The following is an 18,390-nucleotide window of genomic DNA, read 5'->3' on the forward strand; positions in this document are numbered from 1 at the left end:
GGTTTTTTGCATGAGCCGTTTCCAAGAATGTCGCGCAATAGGTTTCGATTGTTTCCAAATTAGAACTAATCAGCATTTTTCGGTGGGGAGTTCCTATGCTACTCTCCCCTTTGAGGACGGCTTGAAAATCGACTAAATGCCATGAAATTAACAACATCGAATTGTAGTAGCACATTTGGGCAGATGAAACTGTCCGTAAGAGTGGTCCGGTTTTTAATAAAATTACTCAGAGTCTCTCTGTGTAACGTGCGGCCCAAAAGGTGAGACTGTATGACTAAGCATAGCCGCAAAATTACACCGGCCGGCGAAGATATCGCTATTGTGGGCATGGCAGTGAACGTTCCGGGCGCCGATACGGTATCGTCATTCTGGGATAATCTACGCGGGGGCATTTCCTCAATACGCAAGCTGAGCGAAGAAGAATTGCTGGCAGCGGGTGAGACCCCTGAAAACATCGCCCGCAAGAACTATGTGCGCGCAGCCGCTGACCTTAAAGGTTTTGAGACATTTGACGCTGATTTTTTCGGGTTTTCCCCGAAAGACGCCGCGATCCTTGATCCTCAGCATCGTAAATTCCTTGAGGTCGCTTGGGAGGCGATGGAGCAAGCCGGACATGTACCTGAAAATGTGGCGGGTCCGATTGGCGTCTATGCAGGCTGCGGCATGGGCAGCTACTTCTATTTCAACATTTGCTCGAATCCCGATCTGGTAGAGGACGTGGGCATGTTCCTGCTGCGCCACACAGGCAACGACAAGGATTTCCTGTCTACCCGTGTAAGCCATGTGTTCGACCTGAAGGGCCCTTCAGTTAATCTGCAAACTGCTTGCTCCACATCGCTGGTTGCGATCCATTATGCCGCCGCAGCACTGCGCGCCGGCGAAGTGGATATGGCACTGGCCGGTGGCGTCACAATCGAGCTGCCACAGGGACGTGGCTATGTGTTCAAGGAAAACGAGATCCTCTCACCGGATGGGGAATGTCATGCCTTTGACCATCGTGCCCAGGGCACGGTGTTCGGTTCGGGCGCGGGCTGTGTTGCGCTAAAAAGGCTCAGTGATGCGCAGGCGGATGGCGATCACGTATGGGCTGTTATCAAAGGCTCTGCCATTAACAACGATGGCGCAGCCAAAGCCGGCTATCTCGCGCCGTCAGTGGACGGTCAGGCGGCGGCAATCGGGTTGGCGCTGGACGCGTCCGGTGTGCCTGCAGATCAGATTGAGCTGATCGAATGTCACGGCACCGGTACCTACCTTGGCGACCCGATTGAGGTGGCCGCGCTGACAGAAGCTTATCGCGCCCAAACCGACAAGGTGGATTTCGCGCGCATCGGGTCGGTCAAGACGAACATCGGCCATCTGGATACTGCGGCGGGTGTGGCGGGTTTGGTGAAGGCCACATTGGCGCTTCATCATGAAGAGATGCCGCCCTCCCTAGGGTATGAAGCGCCGAACCCTGCCATCGGCTTTGAAGGCAGCCCGTTTTCTGTAAACGCGGCGTTGACACCGTGGCCGCGCCGCGAAACTGCGCGCCATGCCGCGATCAACGCGCTTGGTGTTGGCGGGACAAACGCCCATGCGATCCTTGCAGAGGCCCCTGTGCGCGCGCCCTCGGAAGAAAGCGATTTTCCGTTCCATGTTCTTTGCATCTCGGCGCGCTCCAAGGCGGCGCTGGACGCCAATGCTGCTGCTTTGGCTAAACATCTGCGCGCGCATCCCGACCAGGAGCTTGCCGATGTCGCCTATACGCTGAAGAACGGTCGCCGCGGGTTTGAGCGGCGCCGTGTTGTAGTCGCCGAAACCCAAGCAGAGGCGGCAGAGCTACTAGAGGCGGGCGATACGCGCCGCGTGTTCACGCATGAGGTGCTGGGTACGTCCCCGGAAGTGGTGTTCATGTTCCCCGGCGGCGGGGCGCAATACCCAGACATGGCACGCGACCTTTATGAGACAGAGCCGGTCTTTGCCGAAGCGATGGATCGGGGGCTGGATCACCTTGGTCCGCAACTTGACTACGATATTCGCGCGCTTTGGCTGCCTGAAGGGAACAGCGCCACCGCCGCCGAGATGTTGAAAAAACCGTCCGTCCAGTTGCCGTTGATCGCTATTGTCGAATACGCATTGGCCCAACTGTGGATAAGCTGGGGCGTGAAGCCTGCGGCGATGGTCGGGCACTCTATGGGAGAGAATGTTGCGGCCTGTCTTGCGGGCGTGATGAGCTTCGAGAACCTGATTGATCTGGTACTGCTGCGGGGGCGGTTGTTTGATACCGTGCCTGCGGGCGGCATGCTCAGCGTGCCCCTATCGCTAGAAGCGATCAAACCCTATCTGGATGAAGAACTGGATATCGCGTCGGTCAACGGCCCTGAATTGACGGCGATCTCAGGCCCCGATCTGGCACTCAAGTCGCTGGCACAGCGGCTCGCGACTGATGAGGTGGAGAGCCAGCGCATTGCCATCGATATCGCGGCGCACAGCCGCATGTTGGAACCTATTCTTGCAGATTACCGCGCCTTTTTGGCAGGTCTTGATCTGCAAGCGCCGACACTGCCCTTTATGTCCAACCGGACGGGCATCGAAATCACCGCAGTACAAGCCACCGACCCGGACTATTGGGTGGAGCAATTGCGCCGCACAGTGCATTTCGCGGATTGTATCGAAACGCTTAGCGCGCAAGAGGGCCGAGTTTTCCTGGAGGTAGGGCCGGGCAAGGCGCTGTCTTCGCTCGCGCAGATGTGCGCGGCGGTGAAACCGGCCCAAGTGCTAAGCTCTCTGCGCCATCCCGATCAGGATATCGCCGATGATATGTACTTCATGGGCATCATCGGCAGGCTTTGGGCGTGCGGCGTTGAGGCGGATTGGGACCAGATTTGGGGGGAAGCGCGGCGCAACCGTGTGCCGCTGCCGACCTACCAGTTCCAGCGCAGCCCCTATTTCATCGAACCGGGTAAGCAGACAGCGGCGATTGCTTCGCCCGCCATGACGCGCGTTGATGACATAGCCGATTGGGGCGCTGTCCCAAGTTGGCGGGCACAATATGCCGATGTGGATGCCGACCTACAGGCAGCGCTTGCCGCCGCGGTAGATCAGACATGGTTGGTTTTCGCGGATCAGGATGGCATTGCCGCGCCGGTCATCGAGCAGCTGCGTAGTTCCGGCGCAAAAGTGAGCGTGGTGGAAGCTGGCGACAGCTTTGCCGAACCGGGTGAGCAGCGCTATACCCTTGCGCCCGAGCAAGGGCGGGAAGGGTATGACGCGTTGATGGCGGCGCTGTCCGCTGACGGCCAGACACCGACGCGCATCGCCCATTTCTGGGGCCTGACCCGCAACGAAAACCATCGCCCCGGCAGCAGCTTTTATGACCTGATGATGGAGCAGGGTTTCTATAGCCTGTTGTGGCTTGGACAGGCTTTGGCCGAACGCGAGGACGCACCGCAAACACACTTAAGTATCTTCACAAACGGCGCAGCGCAGGTCGCGGGCGAGGAAATGCCCTATCCCGAAAAGGCGATGATCAGTGGTCCCGCTGGTGTGATACCGCATGAAATCGCTGCGGTGACGGTTTCGACCGTGGATGTGGAACTGCCTGATGCTCCGGCCGCGCAGGGATGGTTTGTCCGCGCTCAGACTGCAACGCAGGATGTAAGTGACAGTCTGCTAGAAGAGCTATTGTCGACACCGGTGAACGCGGTTGTTGCGTTGCGCGGCGCGCGTCGATTTGTTCAGGGCGTGCGGGTGCAGCGACTGGCACTGCCGGATGCACCTGCTTTCAAAAAGGGCGGTACCTATCTGATTACGGGCGGTTTTGGCGGCATCGGCTTAACTGTTGCTGCCGATTTGCTGGCCAACTACGACGCTCATGTTGTTTTGCTAAGCCGCACTGCACTGCCTGCACGCGCAGCTTGGCCGAAGCTACTGCAAACCTCTCCGGCAGGTGACGCAACTGTCCGGCGCATACGCGCGGTTGAACGGCTTGAGGCATCGGGTAGCGGACGTGTTGAAGTGGCCGCAGCGGATGTGGTTAACGTGGCACAAATGCGCAAGGTGATTGACGCGCTGCGTGCACGCGGCCCGATTGATGGCGTAATCCACGCGGCAGGTGCTCTTGATGATGCACCGTTGTTGGGCAAATCGCAGGCACAGGTTGACGCGGTACTCGCGCCCAAAGTGCTGGGCCTGCGGGTGCTGGACCAGCTGTTACCAGATGGCAGTGTCGATCTGATGGTGCTGTTTGCCTCCACCTCAACCGCCACACGTGCGGCGGGGCAGGTGGATTACGTGGCTGCCAATGATTACCTCAACGCCTTTGCGAAGTCACGTAGAGGGGCTAAGACCCGTGTGGTTGCGGTGAACTGGGGCGTTTGGGCTGATGTCGGGATGGCTGCCGAAGCTGTGGGGCAGTCGACTGTTGCAGTGATGCCGCCCCGTGCCATTGATGCACCGATGCTGGAAACGGTTGAGGCGCTGGAAGGCGAGACCAGATTTAACGGCACGCTCAGCGCAGACACTGATTGGGTGCTGGACCAGCACCGCATGGCGGATGGCACCTCGGTTATGCCCGGAACGGGCATGGTAGAGGCGATGGCGCAAGCCGCGCTGGGTGCCGAGCTTGATCTGCCCTTTGCGCTGCGCGATCTCTATTTCCTGCGCCCGTTCGAGGCACCAGAGGGAACGCCGCGGGACATGCGCGTGACAGTTGCGCCGCAAGCGCAGGGATACGCTACAGCTCTGCGCAGCGATTGTGTTCTGGACGGGCGCGCAGGCTGGCAAATGCACGCAGAATCCCAGTTGGTTGCGCTTGAGAAGTTAGTGCCTCCTCCCGTCGATCTGGAAGCTGTTTCAGCGCGATTAGGCGCTGTGGAAGAGGCCGAAGGCGCGCATATGCCATCCTTGCAGGAACAGCATTTGCGCTTTGGTCCTGCCTGGCAGGTCCTGCGGGCACGCCAGCTGGGCGGCGAAGAGGGCCTTGCGCGGCTAACGCTTGATACGCCTTTGGCAGCAGACCAGCTGCTGCACCCTGGCTTGCTGGATATCGCGACCGGCTGGGCGATTGCGCTGGCACCGGGCTATGATGGCACGGATCTTTGGGTGCCGATGTCCTACGGTGAAATCCTGATTTACAGCGCCTTGCCAAGCGAGGTTTACAGCTGGGTCCGGTTAACCTCTGCCAGTGCAGAGGATGTCCGTTTCGATGTGACGATCTGTAACGCCGACGGCGCTATTCTGGTCGAAGTACGTGATTTTGCCATGACACAACTGAAAGGTGGGTTTGCTGCCCATAGCGTGCCTTTGTCCGCCCCGGAGGTGAGCTTTGACGATGTGTCCGGAAACGATGCGCGCCCGCAGACAGAGGCCGAAGAGCGGCTTGCCTATCTTGTGTCCCAAGGCATCACTGCCTCTGAGGGGCCGCAAGCTTTGGCGCGAGCCTTGGCGCTGAATGTGCCGCAGGTCTATGTCTCTTCGCTGCCACTACAGGCGCTCATCGCGCAGGCGGATGTGCCGCCACGCGACCTTCCCAAAGGTCAAAGTTTCGAGCGTAGCGATCTAGAAGGCTTTGTTGCGCCGCAGGGACGTGTCGAAACTGCGCTGGCGCAGATGTGGTCCACGTTGTTGGGTGTTTCACCAGTTGGGGTCGAAGACAGTTTTTTCGATCTTGGAGGGCATTCGTTGATTGCGGTGCGTCTGTTCGCCAGCGTCAAACGCGAGTTCGGGGTGGAATTTCCGATTTCGGTGCTGTTCGAGGCACCGACCATCGCCCAGATCGCCGCGCGCATCAGCGACCAAACCGGAGAGATAGCCAGCGCAGATGCGCCCCAAGCAGAAGCGGCCAAACCGGGATTTGTTCATCTGGTCCCGCTAAACAGCGTGGCACCGACCAAGGCAGCCCCGCTGTTCGTTGTGGCAGGGATGTTTGGCAACGTGCTGAACCTGCGGCATCTGGCGCTGCAATTCGCGGATGAGCGGGCTGTCTATGGCTTGCAAGCACGCGGGCTGATCGGGGACAGTGCTCCGCATGAAACCATAGAAAGCGCAGCTGCGGATTACATCGCTGAAATCCGGCAGGTTCAGGCGCAGGGACCATATCTTCTTTCCGGTTTCTCTGGCGGTGGTATCACTGCCTATGAGATAGCGCATCAACTGCAAGCGGCGGGCGAAGAAGTGGCCGTGCTTGCGCTGCTTGATACGCCCTTGCCGGTACGCCCAAGCCTGAGCAAGCCCGACAAGGCGTTGATCAAGCTGGCTGAATTGCGCAGCAAGGGACCACGCTATTTGCTGGAGTGGGCGCAAAACCGCATCGCGTGGGAAAAGACCAAGCGCGCGGGCAAGCCAGAGCATGCGCAGGCAGCTCAGTTCAACAACACCAAGATCGAAGCAGCCTTCTTGGGTGCTGTGGCGCGCTATCAGACGCCACAGTGGGACGGGCCGATGACACTTTTGCGCCCAGTTCTGGATCGTAAGTTCAAGGTCAGTGCGGGCAACTGGGTCAGCGGTGAGCGGGAATATGTCTTTGCGGACAATGACTGGACGCAATACGCACCGCAGGTTCAGGTGATCGAAGTGCCGGGCAACCATGACAGCATGGTTCTGTCACCTAACGTGGTGGTTATGGCATCGGAATTGCGCGAAGTCATCCGTGATGCGCTGGCCGATGACCCCCAACGTCAAGCAACGGCGGCAGAGTAACCTGATGTCCCGACCTGCGATCCTATGCATTTTACTGAACTTCCGCACGTCTGCGATGACCCTACGCGCAGCCGAGGCTGCGATTGCTGATCTGCACAGTCTGGGCGGAGAGCTTGTGATTGTGGACAATGCCTCCGGGGATGGTTCGTATGAAATGCTTATGGAACAGGTCGCCGCGCGTGGCTGGGGTGAGGGCGGATTGGTGCGGGTTGTGGCATCATCGAAAAATGGCGGCTTTGGTGCAGGCAATAACATTGGCCTGAGGAAGAAGCTGAGTGACGGGCGCACGCCGGACTATTTCTATATCCTGAATTCCGACGCCTTTCCTGACACTGGCGCCACCGCCGCCTTGGTGGATCATCTCGAAACACATCCGCAAGCAGGTATCGCCTGTTCGCACATCCGTGGCGAAGACAATGTGGTGCACACCACGGCCTTCCGGTTTCCTTCCATTGCTGGGGAATTTGCCGGTGCTGCGCGCCTTGGTTTCATTGACCGGCTTCTGCCCGAGGCCCTTGTTCCCATGCCTCAACCCGACACCACTGTTCAGGTTGATTGGAGCGCTGGTGCCAGCATGATGCTGCGCCGGACCATGCTGGAGAAAATCGGTCTCTTCGATGAGGCATTCTTCCTGTATTTTGAAGAAACGGATCTGTGTCTGCGCGCAGCTCGCGCGGGATGGTCCTGCTGGTACATTCCTGACAGCCGTGTGGTGCATATCGGCTCGGTTTCGACAGGGATGAAGACCAAGCGCCGGATGCCGGGTTACTGGTACGACTCGCGTCGCCATTATTTTATCAAGAACCACGGGCGTGCCTACGCGGCAGCCGCATTGTCTGCACATCTGTTCGGCGGTATTCTGCACCGCTTACGGGTTGGGCTTTTCGGCCGCCAACCGCAGGACCCACGCTGGTTCCTGCGTGACATGGCTGCCCACGCGTTCACACCATACCGACCGTCCCCGGAGGACCGCCCATGACTGTTCCCTTTAATTCAGCTGCGTTTTCCTGTGTGATTCTGGGGGACCAATCGCTGACCATCGCTTGCGCCGACATGATTGTTGCTGCGGGTCACACGGTAGCTGCGGTTGTCAGCACGGATGCGGATGTGCGTGACTGGGCGAAGGCGAAAGATATTCCAGTTCTGGACAAACCTGCCGATGTGGCTGCTACGAAGCTACCGTCGTTTGACTGGCTGCTGAGCATCGCAAATCTGCGTATAATTCCAGACGCCGCTCTTAAACGGGCTGCAAAAGGCGCAGTGAACTTTCACGACGGTCCGCTGCCACGGTATGCGGGGCTGAATACCCCGGCTTGGGCGGTCATCAACGGCGAAACGCAGCACGGCGTGAGCTGGCACATGATCGAAGGGGGCGTGGACGAAGGCGATATTCTTGCCCAAGAGCTGGTCGACATCGCCCCCGACGAGACGGCCTTTAGCCTCAACTCAAAATGCTACGCAGCGGGCATGGAAAGCTTCAGCCGTGTTCTGGCCCAGCTTGAGAGCGGCTCTCTTGAGCGGAGGAAACAAGATCTCAGCCAGCGTAGCTATTTCGCGCGCAACCAACGTCCAACAACGCTTGGCATTATTGATTTCACGCAGACGACAGACCAGATTTGTGCGCTGTTGCGGGGTCTGGATTTCGGGGGTTATTGGAACCCGCTTGGCGTTACAAAGATCGCGCATGACGGCGCTGTTTTCACGGTAGCCGGAGCACAGCCTGTTGCAACTGGCGAAGGGGCCGCTGGCACGGTGCTTGAAACTATCGGTGATGCGCTGGTGGTCGCAACGGCAGACAGTGCGGTGAAACTGACTGGCGTGTCAGCTTTGGGCAATGCTGCGGCGCTGCCATCCACGGGTGCCGTGCTGGAGGTAACCGGCAAGACGCATGAGACCGCGCAAGAAACACTGCTGGCGGATGAGACATACTGGCGCGCCAAACTGACGGCTGCGCAGATGTTGCCTGTACCTTTAGCTCAGGGTGAGGCCACAGGCGTGTGGATCAAACGTACAGTGGCGATGCCGCAGGGTACCTCACCAGAGGCTGCAATCGCGGCGGTCCTTGAGACATCAGTGCAAAGCGCGGGACAGACGGCCGGGGATATCGGCCAGGCTATCACACCAGCTGCAGCAGGATACGCTTCTGCATGGGTGCCGCTGCGCAGTGACGCACCGCTGGTCGCGCAACTGGACCGTATCGCGCAGACGGGTGGCTTTGCCACTGATCTGGCACTGCGCGACACCCAGCTTCCAACGGCACAGCCCTCTATCATGCTAGCCGATGATCCTGTCGCGGGAAGCATACTCACAATAACCGTGTCGGAGAGTGAGATTGATTTGCAAGGCGATAGCGGTCTGCTTTCGGCAGAGGCAATGGATCTGTTGGCTGCACGGTTGGGCCACAGCCTTGAGGGCGGGCAAGGATTGTCCGAGGCAGAGCGCAAGACCCTTCTGGAGACATGGAACGCGACGCAGGCCGACTATTCGTCCGATCCCGTGCACACGGCCTTTGAGCGACAGGTCGCGCGGACCCCCGATGCGCCTGCGCTGGTGTTCGAAGATAATTTACTCAGCTATGCCGCTCTTAATTCAGCAGCAAACAAGCTGGCGCATCGTTTGATCGCGATGGGGGTGCACAGTGGCACGCCGGTCGGGCTTGCTTTGTCGCGCGGACCGGATTTGCTGGTTGGGGCATTGGGTATCCTGAAGGCGGGAGGCGCTTATGTGCCGCTTGATCCTGCGTATCCTGGTGACCGCATAAAACACTATATTGCGGACAGTGGGGCGCCGGTGATTGTCACGCAATCGGCCCTGGCAGACAGCTTGCCAAGGGGCGATTCCGACTTGCTGCTGCTCGATGGTGATCCGCAGCTAAAAGACATGTCAGATGCCAATCCTGATGTGGGGGCGGGTGCCGACACGCTTGCCTATCTTATCTATACATCCGGTTCTACCGGAACGCCCAAGGGGGTAATGGTCAGTCACGGAAATGTTGCGAATTTCTTTGCTGGCATGGATGCGCGGATCACGCGACAGGACGGTGACGCCTGGCTTGCCGTGACAAGCCTGTCGTTTGATATTTCGGTGTTAGAGCTTTTCTGGACGCTGTCGCGCGGGTTCAAGCTGGTGTTGGCAGGCGATGACAGCCGAACAGAATTATCCAAAGGACCGATTGCTGTGTCCGACCGTAAGATCGCATTCAATCTGTTCTACTGGGGCAATGATGATGGTGTCGGCCCAGAGAAATATCGCCTGCTGCTGGAGGGTGCGAAGTTTGCAGATGCCAATGGCTTTAACGCGGTCTGGACGCCGGAGCGGCACTTTCACGCCTTTGGCGGGCCTTATCCCAACCCTTCGGTGACCGGCGCTGCGGTGGCTGCGGTGACGCAAAACCTTGACGTGCGTGCCGGTTCGTGCGTGGCACCTTTGCACCATCCCGCCCGTATCGCTGAGGAATGGGCGGTTATCGATAATCTTACGAACGGGCGTGTCGGACTGGCGATTGCGAGCGGCTGGCAGCCCGATGATTTCGTCCTCCGCCCCGAAAATACGCCGCCAGACAACAAGCCGGCAATGTATGATGCCATCGACCAGTTGCGCGCTTTGTGGCGGGGCGACGCGGTTGAGTTTCCGACAAAGGATGGCACGCCCTTTGCAGTTGTGACACAGCCGCGGCCCGTATCCAAAGAGCTGCCCATCTGGGTGACCACGGCAGGCAATCCGGAGACATGGAAAGAGGCCGGGCAGATCGGGGCGAATGTTTTGACGCACCTGCTGGGACAGTCGGTTGATGAAGTCGCTGACAAGATCAAAATCTACCACGCTGCCCTGCGCGAGGCAGGATATGATCCGGCAGATTTTACCGTGACCGTGATGCTGCATACCTATCTGGCCGACACCCGCACAGATGCCGAAGAAATCGCGCGTGGTCCGATGAAGGACTACCTGCGTTCCGCCGCCGGTCTGATCAAGCAATACGCATGGGCGTTTCCTGCTTTCAAAAAGCCCGAAGGGGCGACCAGCCCGTTTCAGGTTGATCTTGAAGGACTGGATGAAGAAGAAATGGAAGCGATCCTCGAGTTCGCTTTCCAGCGCTATTTCAACGACAGTGGTTTGTTCGGCACGGTCGCGGACGGTATCGCGCGGGCAGAGCAGCTTAAACGGATCGGCGTGGATGAGATTGCCTGCCTGATTGATTATGGCATCGCGGTGGACACTGTGATGCAGGGGCTGACCCCGCTGGCAGAGGTTTTGGCACGCGCGAATGAAGGCGCGGCGCTGGCGGATGATGACTTCTCGCTTGCTGCGCAATTGATGCGCCACAAAGTCAGCCATTTGCAATGCACACCTTCAATGGCACAGATGTTGGTGATGAACGATGAGACGCGTCACGCCCTCTCTGGCCTGCGCGAACTAATGGTGGGCGGAGAAGCATTGCCGGGTGCTTTGGCAGAAGAATTGATCAAGGCCTGCGGTGGGCGCGTGCAAAATATGTATGGCCCGACCGAAACTACGATCTGGTCCACGACCCAGATGGTTGAAAAACCGGAGATGACTGCCGCGATCGGCACGCCCATCGCCAACACGCAGGTCTATGTGCTGGACGACGCGCTATCGCCACGCCTGATCGGTGTTGCAGGTGAGCTTTATATCGCGGGCGACGGTGTGACCAAAGGTTACCACAACCGCGCGGAAATGACCGCAGAGCGCTTTGTCAATAATCCCTTTGGCAGGGGCAAAATGTACCGTACAGGCGATCTGGCTGCTTGGCGGGCGGATGGCACACTTGGCTTTATGGGGCGTGCCGATGATCAGGTGAAAATCCGCGGTCACAGGATCGAGCTGGGTGAGATCGAGAGCGCCTTGGCCGCGCAGGCGGGTGTCACGCAGGCTGTCGTGGTCGCGCGCGAAGCCAAAGGGGGCGCGCAGCTGGTGGGATATGTAACAGCCACTGCCTTTGACGAAGATGCCCTGCGCCGCGCGCTATCGGCGCGTTTACCCGATATCATGGTGCCTGCGCGGATTGTCGAAGTGGCGAAAATGCCGTTGACCCCAAACAAAAAGATTGACCGCAAAGCCTTGCCCGAACCTACCCCTAAGGCGACAGGCGGACATACCAATGCAGATGCAGCGCCTGAAGGTGGCACGCAAGCCGCGATTGCCAAAGTCTGGAGCGGCATCTTGGGCGTGGCCAATATCAGACCATCTGACAACTTCTTTGCATTGGGCGGGCATTCTCTTTTGGCCGTTCAGGCGCACCGCGATATCAAGGCGGCGCTGGGCGCTGACAAGCTGGGCATAACCGATATCTTCCGTTTCCCCACGCTTGAAGGGCTGGCGGCGCATCTGGACAAGGGTAAAACAAACACCGCACCCGTAGCTGAAGTGCAGGCGTCGGATGTTCCGGCTAAAGCCGAAACCATGTCAAAACGCCGCGCAATGCGGGCGGGCCGGGCCAAGGCGGACACGTGAACCCGGATCCGGTACTCGTTAAGGCGCTGTCTGAATCTGTTTTACCTTCGGATTTGGCAATAGCTGTGCGGGATCCGCGTCTTATGCCCTCGGCCGCTGACCCAACTGAGGCAGAGGGCCTGCACAATGCTGTGCCGCGTCGTTTGGCCGAATTTCATGCTGGTCGCGCTGCTGCGCGCGCCGCGATGGTCACGCTTGGTTTGCCGCCGCGCCCTGTACCGATGGGCCCCGACCGCGCACCGCTTTGGCCCCAAGGCGTGACCGGCAGTATTTCACACACGGCCACAACATGTGTTGCTGCTGTTGGTGTGCGCAAGGTTTGGGCAGGTGTCGGCATTGATCTTGAAGACGCTACAGCGCTGGATCCGCTGTTGATAGGCGAGATTTGCACAAAGGCGGAACAGCGCTGGCTTGGCCTGCAACCAGCAGCTGATCGTGGCCTTTTGGCCAAATTGATATTTTCGGCCAAAGAGGCCACCTATAAGGTGCAGTATCCGCTCAGTGGTGCGCTCTTTGGATTTGATGCGCTGGAGCTTTCTATCGATCGCAATACAAGCCGGTTTGAGGCCTGTTTTCAAGAAGATCAGGGGCCAATCATCGCAGGGGCAGTTATGAGCGGTATGTATGTTCATGCGGCTGGATTGCTTGTCACTGGCGTGGCTGTGCGGCAAACTGAAGTTGCGCAATTGACTGGCAGATAGGGGGCAGTGGGGATGGTGTCTCGGAGGAATATATTGCGATGGGGCGCAGCAGGATTAACCGGCTTGGGCGCTGCCATTTCGGCGCGCGTGGGCTGGAACATGCTGCAACTGGATAAGGCGCGAAACCTTTATGCCAGCGGCCTGAATTCTCCGGACAATCCGTTGCAGGTGTTCCATTTGGGCCACTCACTTGTAGGACGCGACATGCCTGCGATGCTGGCGCAGTTTGCACCGGAGGGCCACGGCTATGCCAGCCAGCTGGGCTGGGGCACGCCTTTGCGGGCGCATTGGGATCCGGATGTAGAAATAAATGGGTTTGAGACCGAGAACGCGCATGACAAGTTTTTGCCAGCACGCGCGGCCATTGAAGGTGGAGGTTTCAACGCTGTGGTGATGACCGAGATGGTCGAGCTTTCCGATGCGATCACATATCACGACAGCCCGGAATATCTGGCCAGATGGGCGCAATTTGCAAGGGACGTGCGGCCTGAGGTGCGGCTTTATCTCTATGAGACATGGCACAATACCGATGATCCCGCTGGCTGGCTGAATCGGATCGACGTAGACCTAGAAGCGCTATGGCTGGATAAGCTTACATTGCCAGCGGCGCTCAAAGCGGGCGGGCCGATTTATGTCATCCCCGGGGGGCAAGTGCTGGCCGCGTTCGTGCGTGAGGTTGAGGCGCGAGGCGGGGTCGGCAATGTGCCATCGCGCGATGCACTTTTTGCCCGCACGCCCGAGGACGGTGTAGACACCATTCATCTGGGGGATATGGGGGCCTACCTCATTGCACTAACGCATTACGCGGTCTTGTATCACCGCAGTCCGGTTGGGCTGCCGCTGTCCTTGCGGCGTGCAGATGGCACAGTTGCAAAAGCGCCTGACAGTGAGGCTGGCAGCCTGATGCAACATGTGGTCTGGGATGTTGTAACTACCTTTCGGTATAGCGGAGTAACAGTATGAGCGATCTTGCCAGCGCGGTTTTTTCTATTGTTATGGTAGGCCATAGTCTGTTCGGCGCCACGGGACCCGACATGCTTGAGGACGCATTGGCGGCCACAAGCAGTGATGTCACAGTGCAGGCCCAGATCATCAACGGTGCGCCGTTGAAATACAACTGGGAGCATGCGCGTGATGCACAGGGCATCGACGCGCGTAGTGTTTTGCCAAAGGGTGAGACAACCGATCTGATCCTCACCGAAGCGATCCCGCTCTCCAACCATCTGAAATGGAGTGAAACCGACGTTTACGCTCAGGCGTTCGGTGGGCTGGCACTCAGCGCCAATCCGGATGCGCGGGTGTTTGTTCAAGAAACGTGGCACAGCCTGAACAGTGGAACGGGCGTGCAGATTGAGCATGACGAAAAGGCCGCGACCCCTTGGCGCGTTCGGCTGCAAGAAGATCTCGCGGATTGGGAGGGTATCGTGACCCTTCTGCGCTCCGGAGTTGAGAATGGCGAAGCGCGGGTGCAGCTTATTCCGGCCGGGCAGGCATTGGCGCGGCTGGATGATGCCATCGCGGCTGGAAATGTGCCGGGCCTGAGTGCGATCAATGGCGTTTTTGACGACGATATCCACTTGAATCCATTGGGTCACTACTTTGTCTCGATGGTTCAATATGCGGCTTTGACTGACACGAGCCCAGAAGGCCTGCCGTACCGTGTCAAAGACCGGTATGGAAAGGCGTTTGGCGGGCCGGATGCCGCCATGGCCGCCGCAATGCAGAAGGTCGCGCGCGAGGCAGTCGAAAGCTACCGTGGCGGCAAGCAGGTCGCGGCACCTGTTCCGGCATCAGGCACCCCGAAAAGCATGCGCGCACCACCTGTTGCCACGTCCTCTGCAGTGCCTGTTTTGGCCGAGAGCGTCAAAATAGAAACATCGGCTGATGCACTTGCTGTCGGGCTTGCGCCGGTCACTGACTGGTCTGCGCAACAACCGTTTCTTGATGTTATGAAAACCGCGCGCCCGTGGCTGGGTCATTTGCCCCGGCAGTTCGGCGGGATTGAATACGAAGAGCTTGTCAGGCGCGGGCACATTGATAGCGACGGTTGGGTGCGTAGCCTGCCACATGAGGCGGGCTCGGTCGGGACGTTTATCCTGACAGACCTGCCAGAGGCGGCTGCGCCTTCGTTGGAGGGGCGATATGTCTTGCGCTTTGAAGGATCGGGCGTGGTAGAGCCGACAGGCCGCGCAACCAACATTCGATATGGCCGTGGCGAGGTTCGCTTTGACTATACGCCCGGTGCGGGAAGCGTGGAAATCCGCATCCAGCGCAGCAACGCCGGCAATCCGGTGCGCCGCATCACAGTGGTTCGTGAGGACCGGCTGCAAATGTGGGAAAATGGCGCGATCTTTAATCCGGACTGGACCGCGCGCCTGACCGCCTTTGACACACTGCGGTTCATGGACTGGATGGAAACCAATAACACCCTACAATCACGCTGGGAGGATCGCCCGCAGGTCACCGATGCAAGCTGGGCGCATGCAGGCGTCCCGCTGGAGGTGATGCTGGCTTTGGCCAATAGTCTGGGCAAGAATATTTGGTTGAATATCCCGCACTTGGCTGATGATGCTTATGTGACAGCGTTCGCGCGAACGGTGCGCAACAGGCTTGATCCGGCGCAGAAAGTCTATGCCGAATTTTCCAACGAAGTATGGAATTTCCAGTTCGCGCAGACCCGTTGGGCCGATGCACAAGCGCAGGAACGCTGGGGGCAGGCGGATGTCGGTACGCAGTATTACGCCATGCGCGCCGCCGAAGTGGCGCGTATCTGGTCCGCTGAATTCGCAGGGGCGGAGGCACAATTGATTAACGTCATCTCTTCCCAAACTGGCTGGCTGGGACTTGAGGAAAACATTCTGAGCGCGCCCTTGGTTGTGGCAGAAGGCTCGCCTAAGCCATCGGACGCTTTTGATGCCTATGCCGTCACGGGCTATTTCGGGGGCATTCTGGGGCTGGAGGCCCGTCGCGAGATGGTAACAGGCTGGCTGGAAGAGAGCCTCGTGCGTGCGCGCGCGGCTGCAACAGCGCAGGGTCTGAACGGCTCTGTGCGGCGACAAGCGATTGAGGCCGCGCAATATGACTATGCGACTGCGTTGGCCGCGCAAGAACTGACTGACGGCTCAGTCAGCGGGCAGGGCGTGGACACCGTGAGTGATCTGCGCAGCCGGATCTGGCCCTATCACGCGCAGGTGGCGCAGGAAGCAGGCCTTGAACTGATCATGTACGAAGGGGGCACCCATGTGGTGGGCATCGGCGCACAGGTGGATGACGAACGGCTGACTGATTTCTTCCATCATTTCAATTATTCGCCCGAAATGGGCCAGCTCTACACGGACCTTTTGCAGGGCTGGGCGGATGCAGGCGGGCGTTTGTTCAATGCCTATGCAGATGTCTACGTGCCGACAAAATGGGGCAGTTGGGGTGCGCTGCGGCATCTAGACGACAGCAATCCGCGCTGGGACGCAATGGTGGCCGCACAATGAGCACCGCGTGTAGCATCCTGATCCCCGCGCATAACGAAGTGGGCTATATCGAACCTTGCCTTGAGGCCTTACTGGCGTCTGATGCGACTGGCGCGGCGGTTGAGGTGATTGTAATGGCTAATGGTTGCACAGATCGAACTGTGCAGGCCGCGCGCAGTTTTGCGGGCCGGTTTACCTCCAAAGGTTGGCCGCTGACGGTGCTGGACCTTGAACGGGGCGGCAAGATGGGCGCGCTTAATGCGGGCGATCGCATCGCACGGCATGGCGCGCGCATCTATGTGGATGCTGATGTTGTCGTATCCGGTTCCTTACTGGCAGAGCTTGCGGCGGTGCTGGATAATCTAGCGCCGCGCTATGCCAGCGGAAATCCTGTGGTGCGTGCGTCCGGAAGTGCTTTTACACGGTTTTATGCGCGGTTTTGGGCCAGCCTGCCGTTTTGCACTCATGGCGTGCCCGGGTTCGGCGTCTTTGCGGTCAACCATGCTGCCCGTGGACGGTGGGGGGAGTTCCCCGATATTATTTCTGACGATACTTTCGTCCGCCTCAGCTTTACGCCGGAAGAGAGGTTCCGGGTGGCTGCAAGCTATGATTGGCCAATGATCAAGGCGGCATGGCCGTTGATCCGTGTGCGCCGCCGTCAGGATATTGGCGTGGCAGAGGTGAAAGAGCAGTTTCCGGCGCTATGGGCTAACCACGATCCATTGCCAAAAGACGCGCTACCAATGTGGCGCCGTGCCTTGCGTGATCCGGTGGGGTTCGCCGCTTTTGCCTTGGTGGCATTGGGTGTGAGACTGCCGCACCGTGGGCAGGAGCGGTGGGCGCGGGGGCGTTAGGACGCCATGTGTGCGGCCAGTTTGGCTGCTTCTAGGTGCACGTCATGACGTTCCATCACCCGTGCACGGCCAGCTTGTCCCATCTCTGCCAGCTTTTCAGGGGTGGCTTCTGCCAATTCGTTCATCGCGTCGGCCAAAGCGGATGCATCCCCGGCAGGCGTGAGCCAGCCTGTTTTTCCCGGCAGGACCAGCTCAGGTATACCTGCAATATAGGTCGCGATAACAGCGCGGCCCGCGGCCATGGCTTCCATGATGACCATTGGCAGCCCTTCGGCAAAGCTTGGCATCAGCAGTGCGTGGGCGTTTTGCAGCTCTGCCAGAATGCGCGCTTCGTCCACCCAACCGGTGAGGGTGACATGATTTGACAGTCCCAAGGCGGCGATGCGCGCCTCAATCTCGGGGCGCATGTCCCCATCACCGATCAGGGTAAGATGTGCCTGCGGGCTTGTTGTGACGACCTCGGCCAGCGCGTCCAGCGCAACAAGCTGGCCTTTTTGTTCGACGAACCTGCCAATGGCGACAAAGCGCGGCCCGCCGTCGGGCAATGGTTTTGGCGAAGGGAAGTGCGCGGGCTCAATCCCGCAATGCACCACTTTGATCTTGTTCCAGTGATCTGGTTCAGCCCAGCGGCTAAGCTGGCTGCGGCCATAACTGGTGATCGCAACAGTGTATTTTGAATGCGCGATCTTTTCACCCAGCGACAGTGCGCGGGGGGCATCAAATTCTTCGGGGCCATGCACGGTAAAGCTATACTCTGGCCCACCAAGAGCGCGGGCCAGCATGGCAACCGCAGCAGCATTTGTGCCGAAATGGGCATGGGTGTGGGTGACGCCTGCCGCCTCACAGACCTGCACGGCATAGGCAGCTTCGACAAGATAAATCAGATGCTTGATCACGCCCGCTTCGGAACGGCGGCCACAGCGTACCGCCTGCGCGAGTGCCGGAAAAAACAGTTGGGGCGACCCGAACAAATTTAAGGCCAACGCGCGCAACAGCGTCAGTGGTGCGGCCTTGAGCACATATTGCGTGGCCGCCGCTTCTTCGAGATCCTGAACATCGACCAAGGGCGCATCACCTGCGCGCATTGCCAGTCGCGTGACGGTGTGGCCCTGCGCCTCAAGCGCGCGAATTTCGCGCCGGATAAAGCTGTGGCTTGGTTGTGGATAGCTGTTGAGGATATAGGCGATGTGCAAGAGGGTGCGTCCTTCGTGTCTCAGTTGC

8 protein-coding genes are annotated in these 18,390 nt (G+C 59.0%); 7 read left to right on the plus strand and 1 reads right to left on the minus strand.

The window, feature by feature from the left end; genetic code table 11:
* Nucleotides 1-270: 270 nt before the first annotated feature.
* From K3757_RS05730 to K3757_RS05760, 7 genes are all read left to right on the plus strand, one after another.
* The gene (locus tag K3757_RS05730) at nt 271-6,678 is read left to right on the plus strand and encodes a type I polyketide synthase (RefSeq protein WP_260000020.1); all 6,408 of its coding nucleotides are present in this window, start codon (nt 271-273) and stop codon (nt 6,676-6,678) included.
* A gap of 4 nt (nt 6,679-6,682) precedes the next feature.
* A complete protein-coding gene (locus tag K3757_RS05735; RefSeq protein WP_260000023.1) occupies nt 6,683-7,657 on the plus strand; it encodes a glycosyltransferase family 2 protein in 975 nt (324 codons plus the stop codon).
* The gene (locus K3757_RS05740; RefSeq protein ID WP_260000025.1) at nt 7,654-12,150 is read left to right on the plus strand and encodes a MupA/Atu3671 family FMN-dependent luciferase-like monooxygenase; all 4,497 of its coding nucleotides are present in this window, start codon (nt 7,654-7,656) and stop codon (nt 12,148-12,150) included. The genes K3757_RS05735 and K3757_RS05740 overlap by 4 nt, the downstream gene beginning before the upstream one ends.
* Before the next feature lie 83 nt (nt 12,151-12,233).
* The gene (locus K3757_RS05745) at nt 12,234-12,851 is read left to right on the plus strand and encodes a 4'-phosphopantetheinyl transferase (protein ID WP_260000027.1); all 618 of its coding nucleotides are present in this window, start codon (nt 12,234-12,236) and stop codon (nt 12,849-12,851) included.
* 63 nt (nt 12,852-12,914) lie between these two features.
* A complete protein-coding gene (locus K3757_RS05750) occupies nt 12,915-13,814 on the plus strand; it encodes a hypothetical protein (protein ID WP_260000029.1) in 900 nt (299 codons plus the stop codon).
* Entirely contained in the window at nt 13,811-16,336 is a 2,526-nt protein-coding gene (locus tag K3757_RS05755; RefSeq protein ID WP_260000031.1) for a hypothetical protein, read from the plus strand. The genes K3757_RS05750 and K3757_RS05755 overlap by 4 nt, the downstream gene beginning before the upstream one ends.
* Nucleotides 16,333-17,169: a glycosyltransferase gene (locus K3757_RS05760; RefSeq protein ID WP_260000034.1), complete on the plus strand. Its 837-nt coding sequence runs from the start codon at nt 16,333-16,335 to the stop codon at nt 17,167-17,169. Before K3757_RS05755 ends, K3757_RS05760 begins: the two co-directional genes overlap by 4 nt.
* On the opposite strand, the gene K3757_RS05765 is transcribed toward K3757_RS05760, so the two are convergent.
* Nucleotides 17,166-18,362, minus strand: a complete 1,197-nt coding sequence (locus K3757_RS05765) for a glycosyltransferase (RefSeq protein WP_260000037.1) — start codon at nt 18,360-18,362, stop codon at nt 17,166-17,168. The genes K3757_RS05760 and K3757_RS05765 overlap by 4 nt on opposite strands.
* Nucleotides 18,363-18,390 lie beyond the last annotated feature (28 nt).

It is taken from the genome of Sulfitobacter sp. S223 (assembly GCF_025143825.1).
GTDB lineage: Bacteria > Pseudomonadota > Alphaproteobacteria > Rhodobacterales > Rhodobacteraceae > Sulfitobacter.

Bases quoted from the DNA above. Each gene is read 5' to 3' on its own strand.
- K3757_RS05735 (WP_260000023.1), top strand. From the start codon at position 6,683: ATGTCCCGACCTGCGATCCTATGCATTTTACTGAACTTCCGCACGTCT.
- K3757_RS05755 (WP_260000031.1), top strand. From the start codon at position 13,811: ATGAGCGATCTTGCCAGCGCGGTTTTTTCTATTGTTATGGTAGGCCAT.
- K3757_RS05730 (WP_260000020.1), top strand. From the start codon at position 271: ATGACTAAGCATAGCCGCAAAATTACACCGGCCGGCGAAGATATCGCT.
- K3757_RS05740 (WP_260000025.1), top strand. From the start codon at position 7,654: ATGACTGTTCCCTTTAATTCAGCTGCGTTTTCCTGTGTGATTCTGGGG.
- K3757_RS05745 (WP_260000027.1), top strand. From the start codon at position 12,234: ATGCCCTCGGCCGCTGACCCAACTGAGGCAGAGGGCCTGCACAATGCT.
- K3757_RS05760 (WP_260000034.1), top strand. From the start codon at position 16,333: ATGAGCACCGCGTGTAGCATCCTGATCCCCGCGCATAACGAAGTGGGC.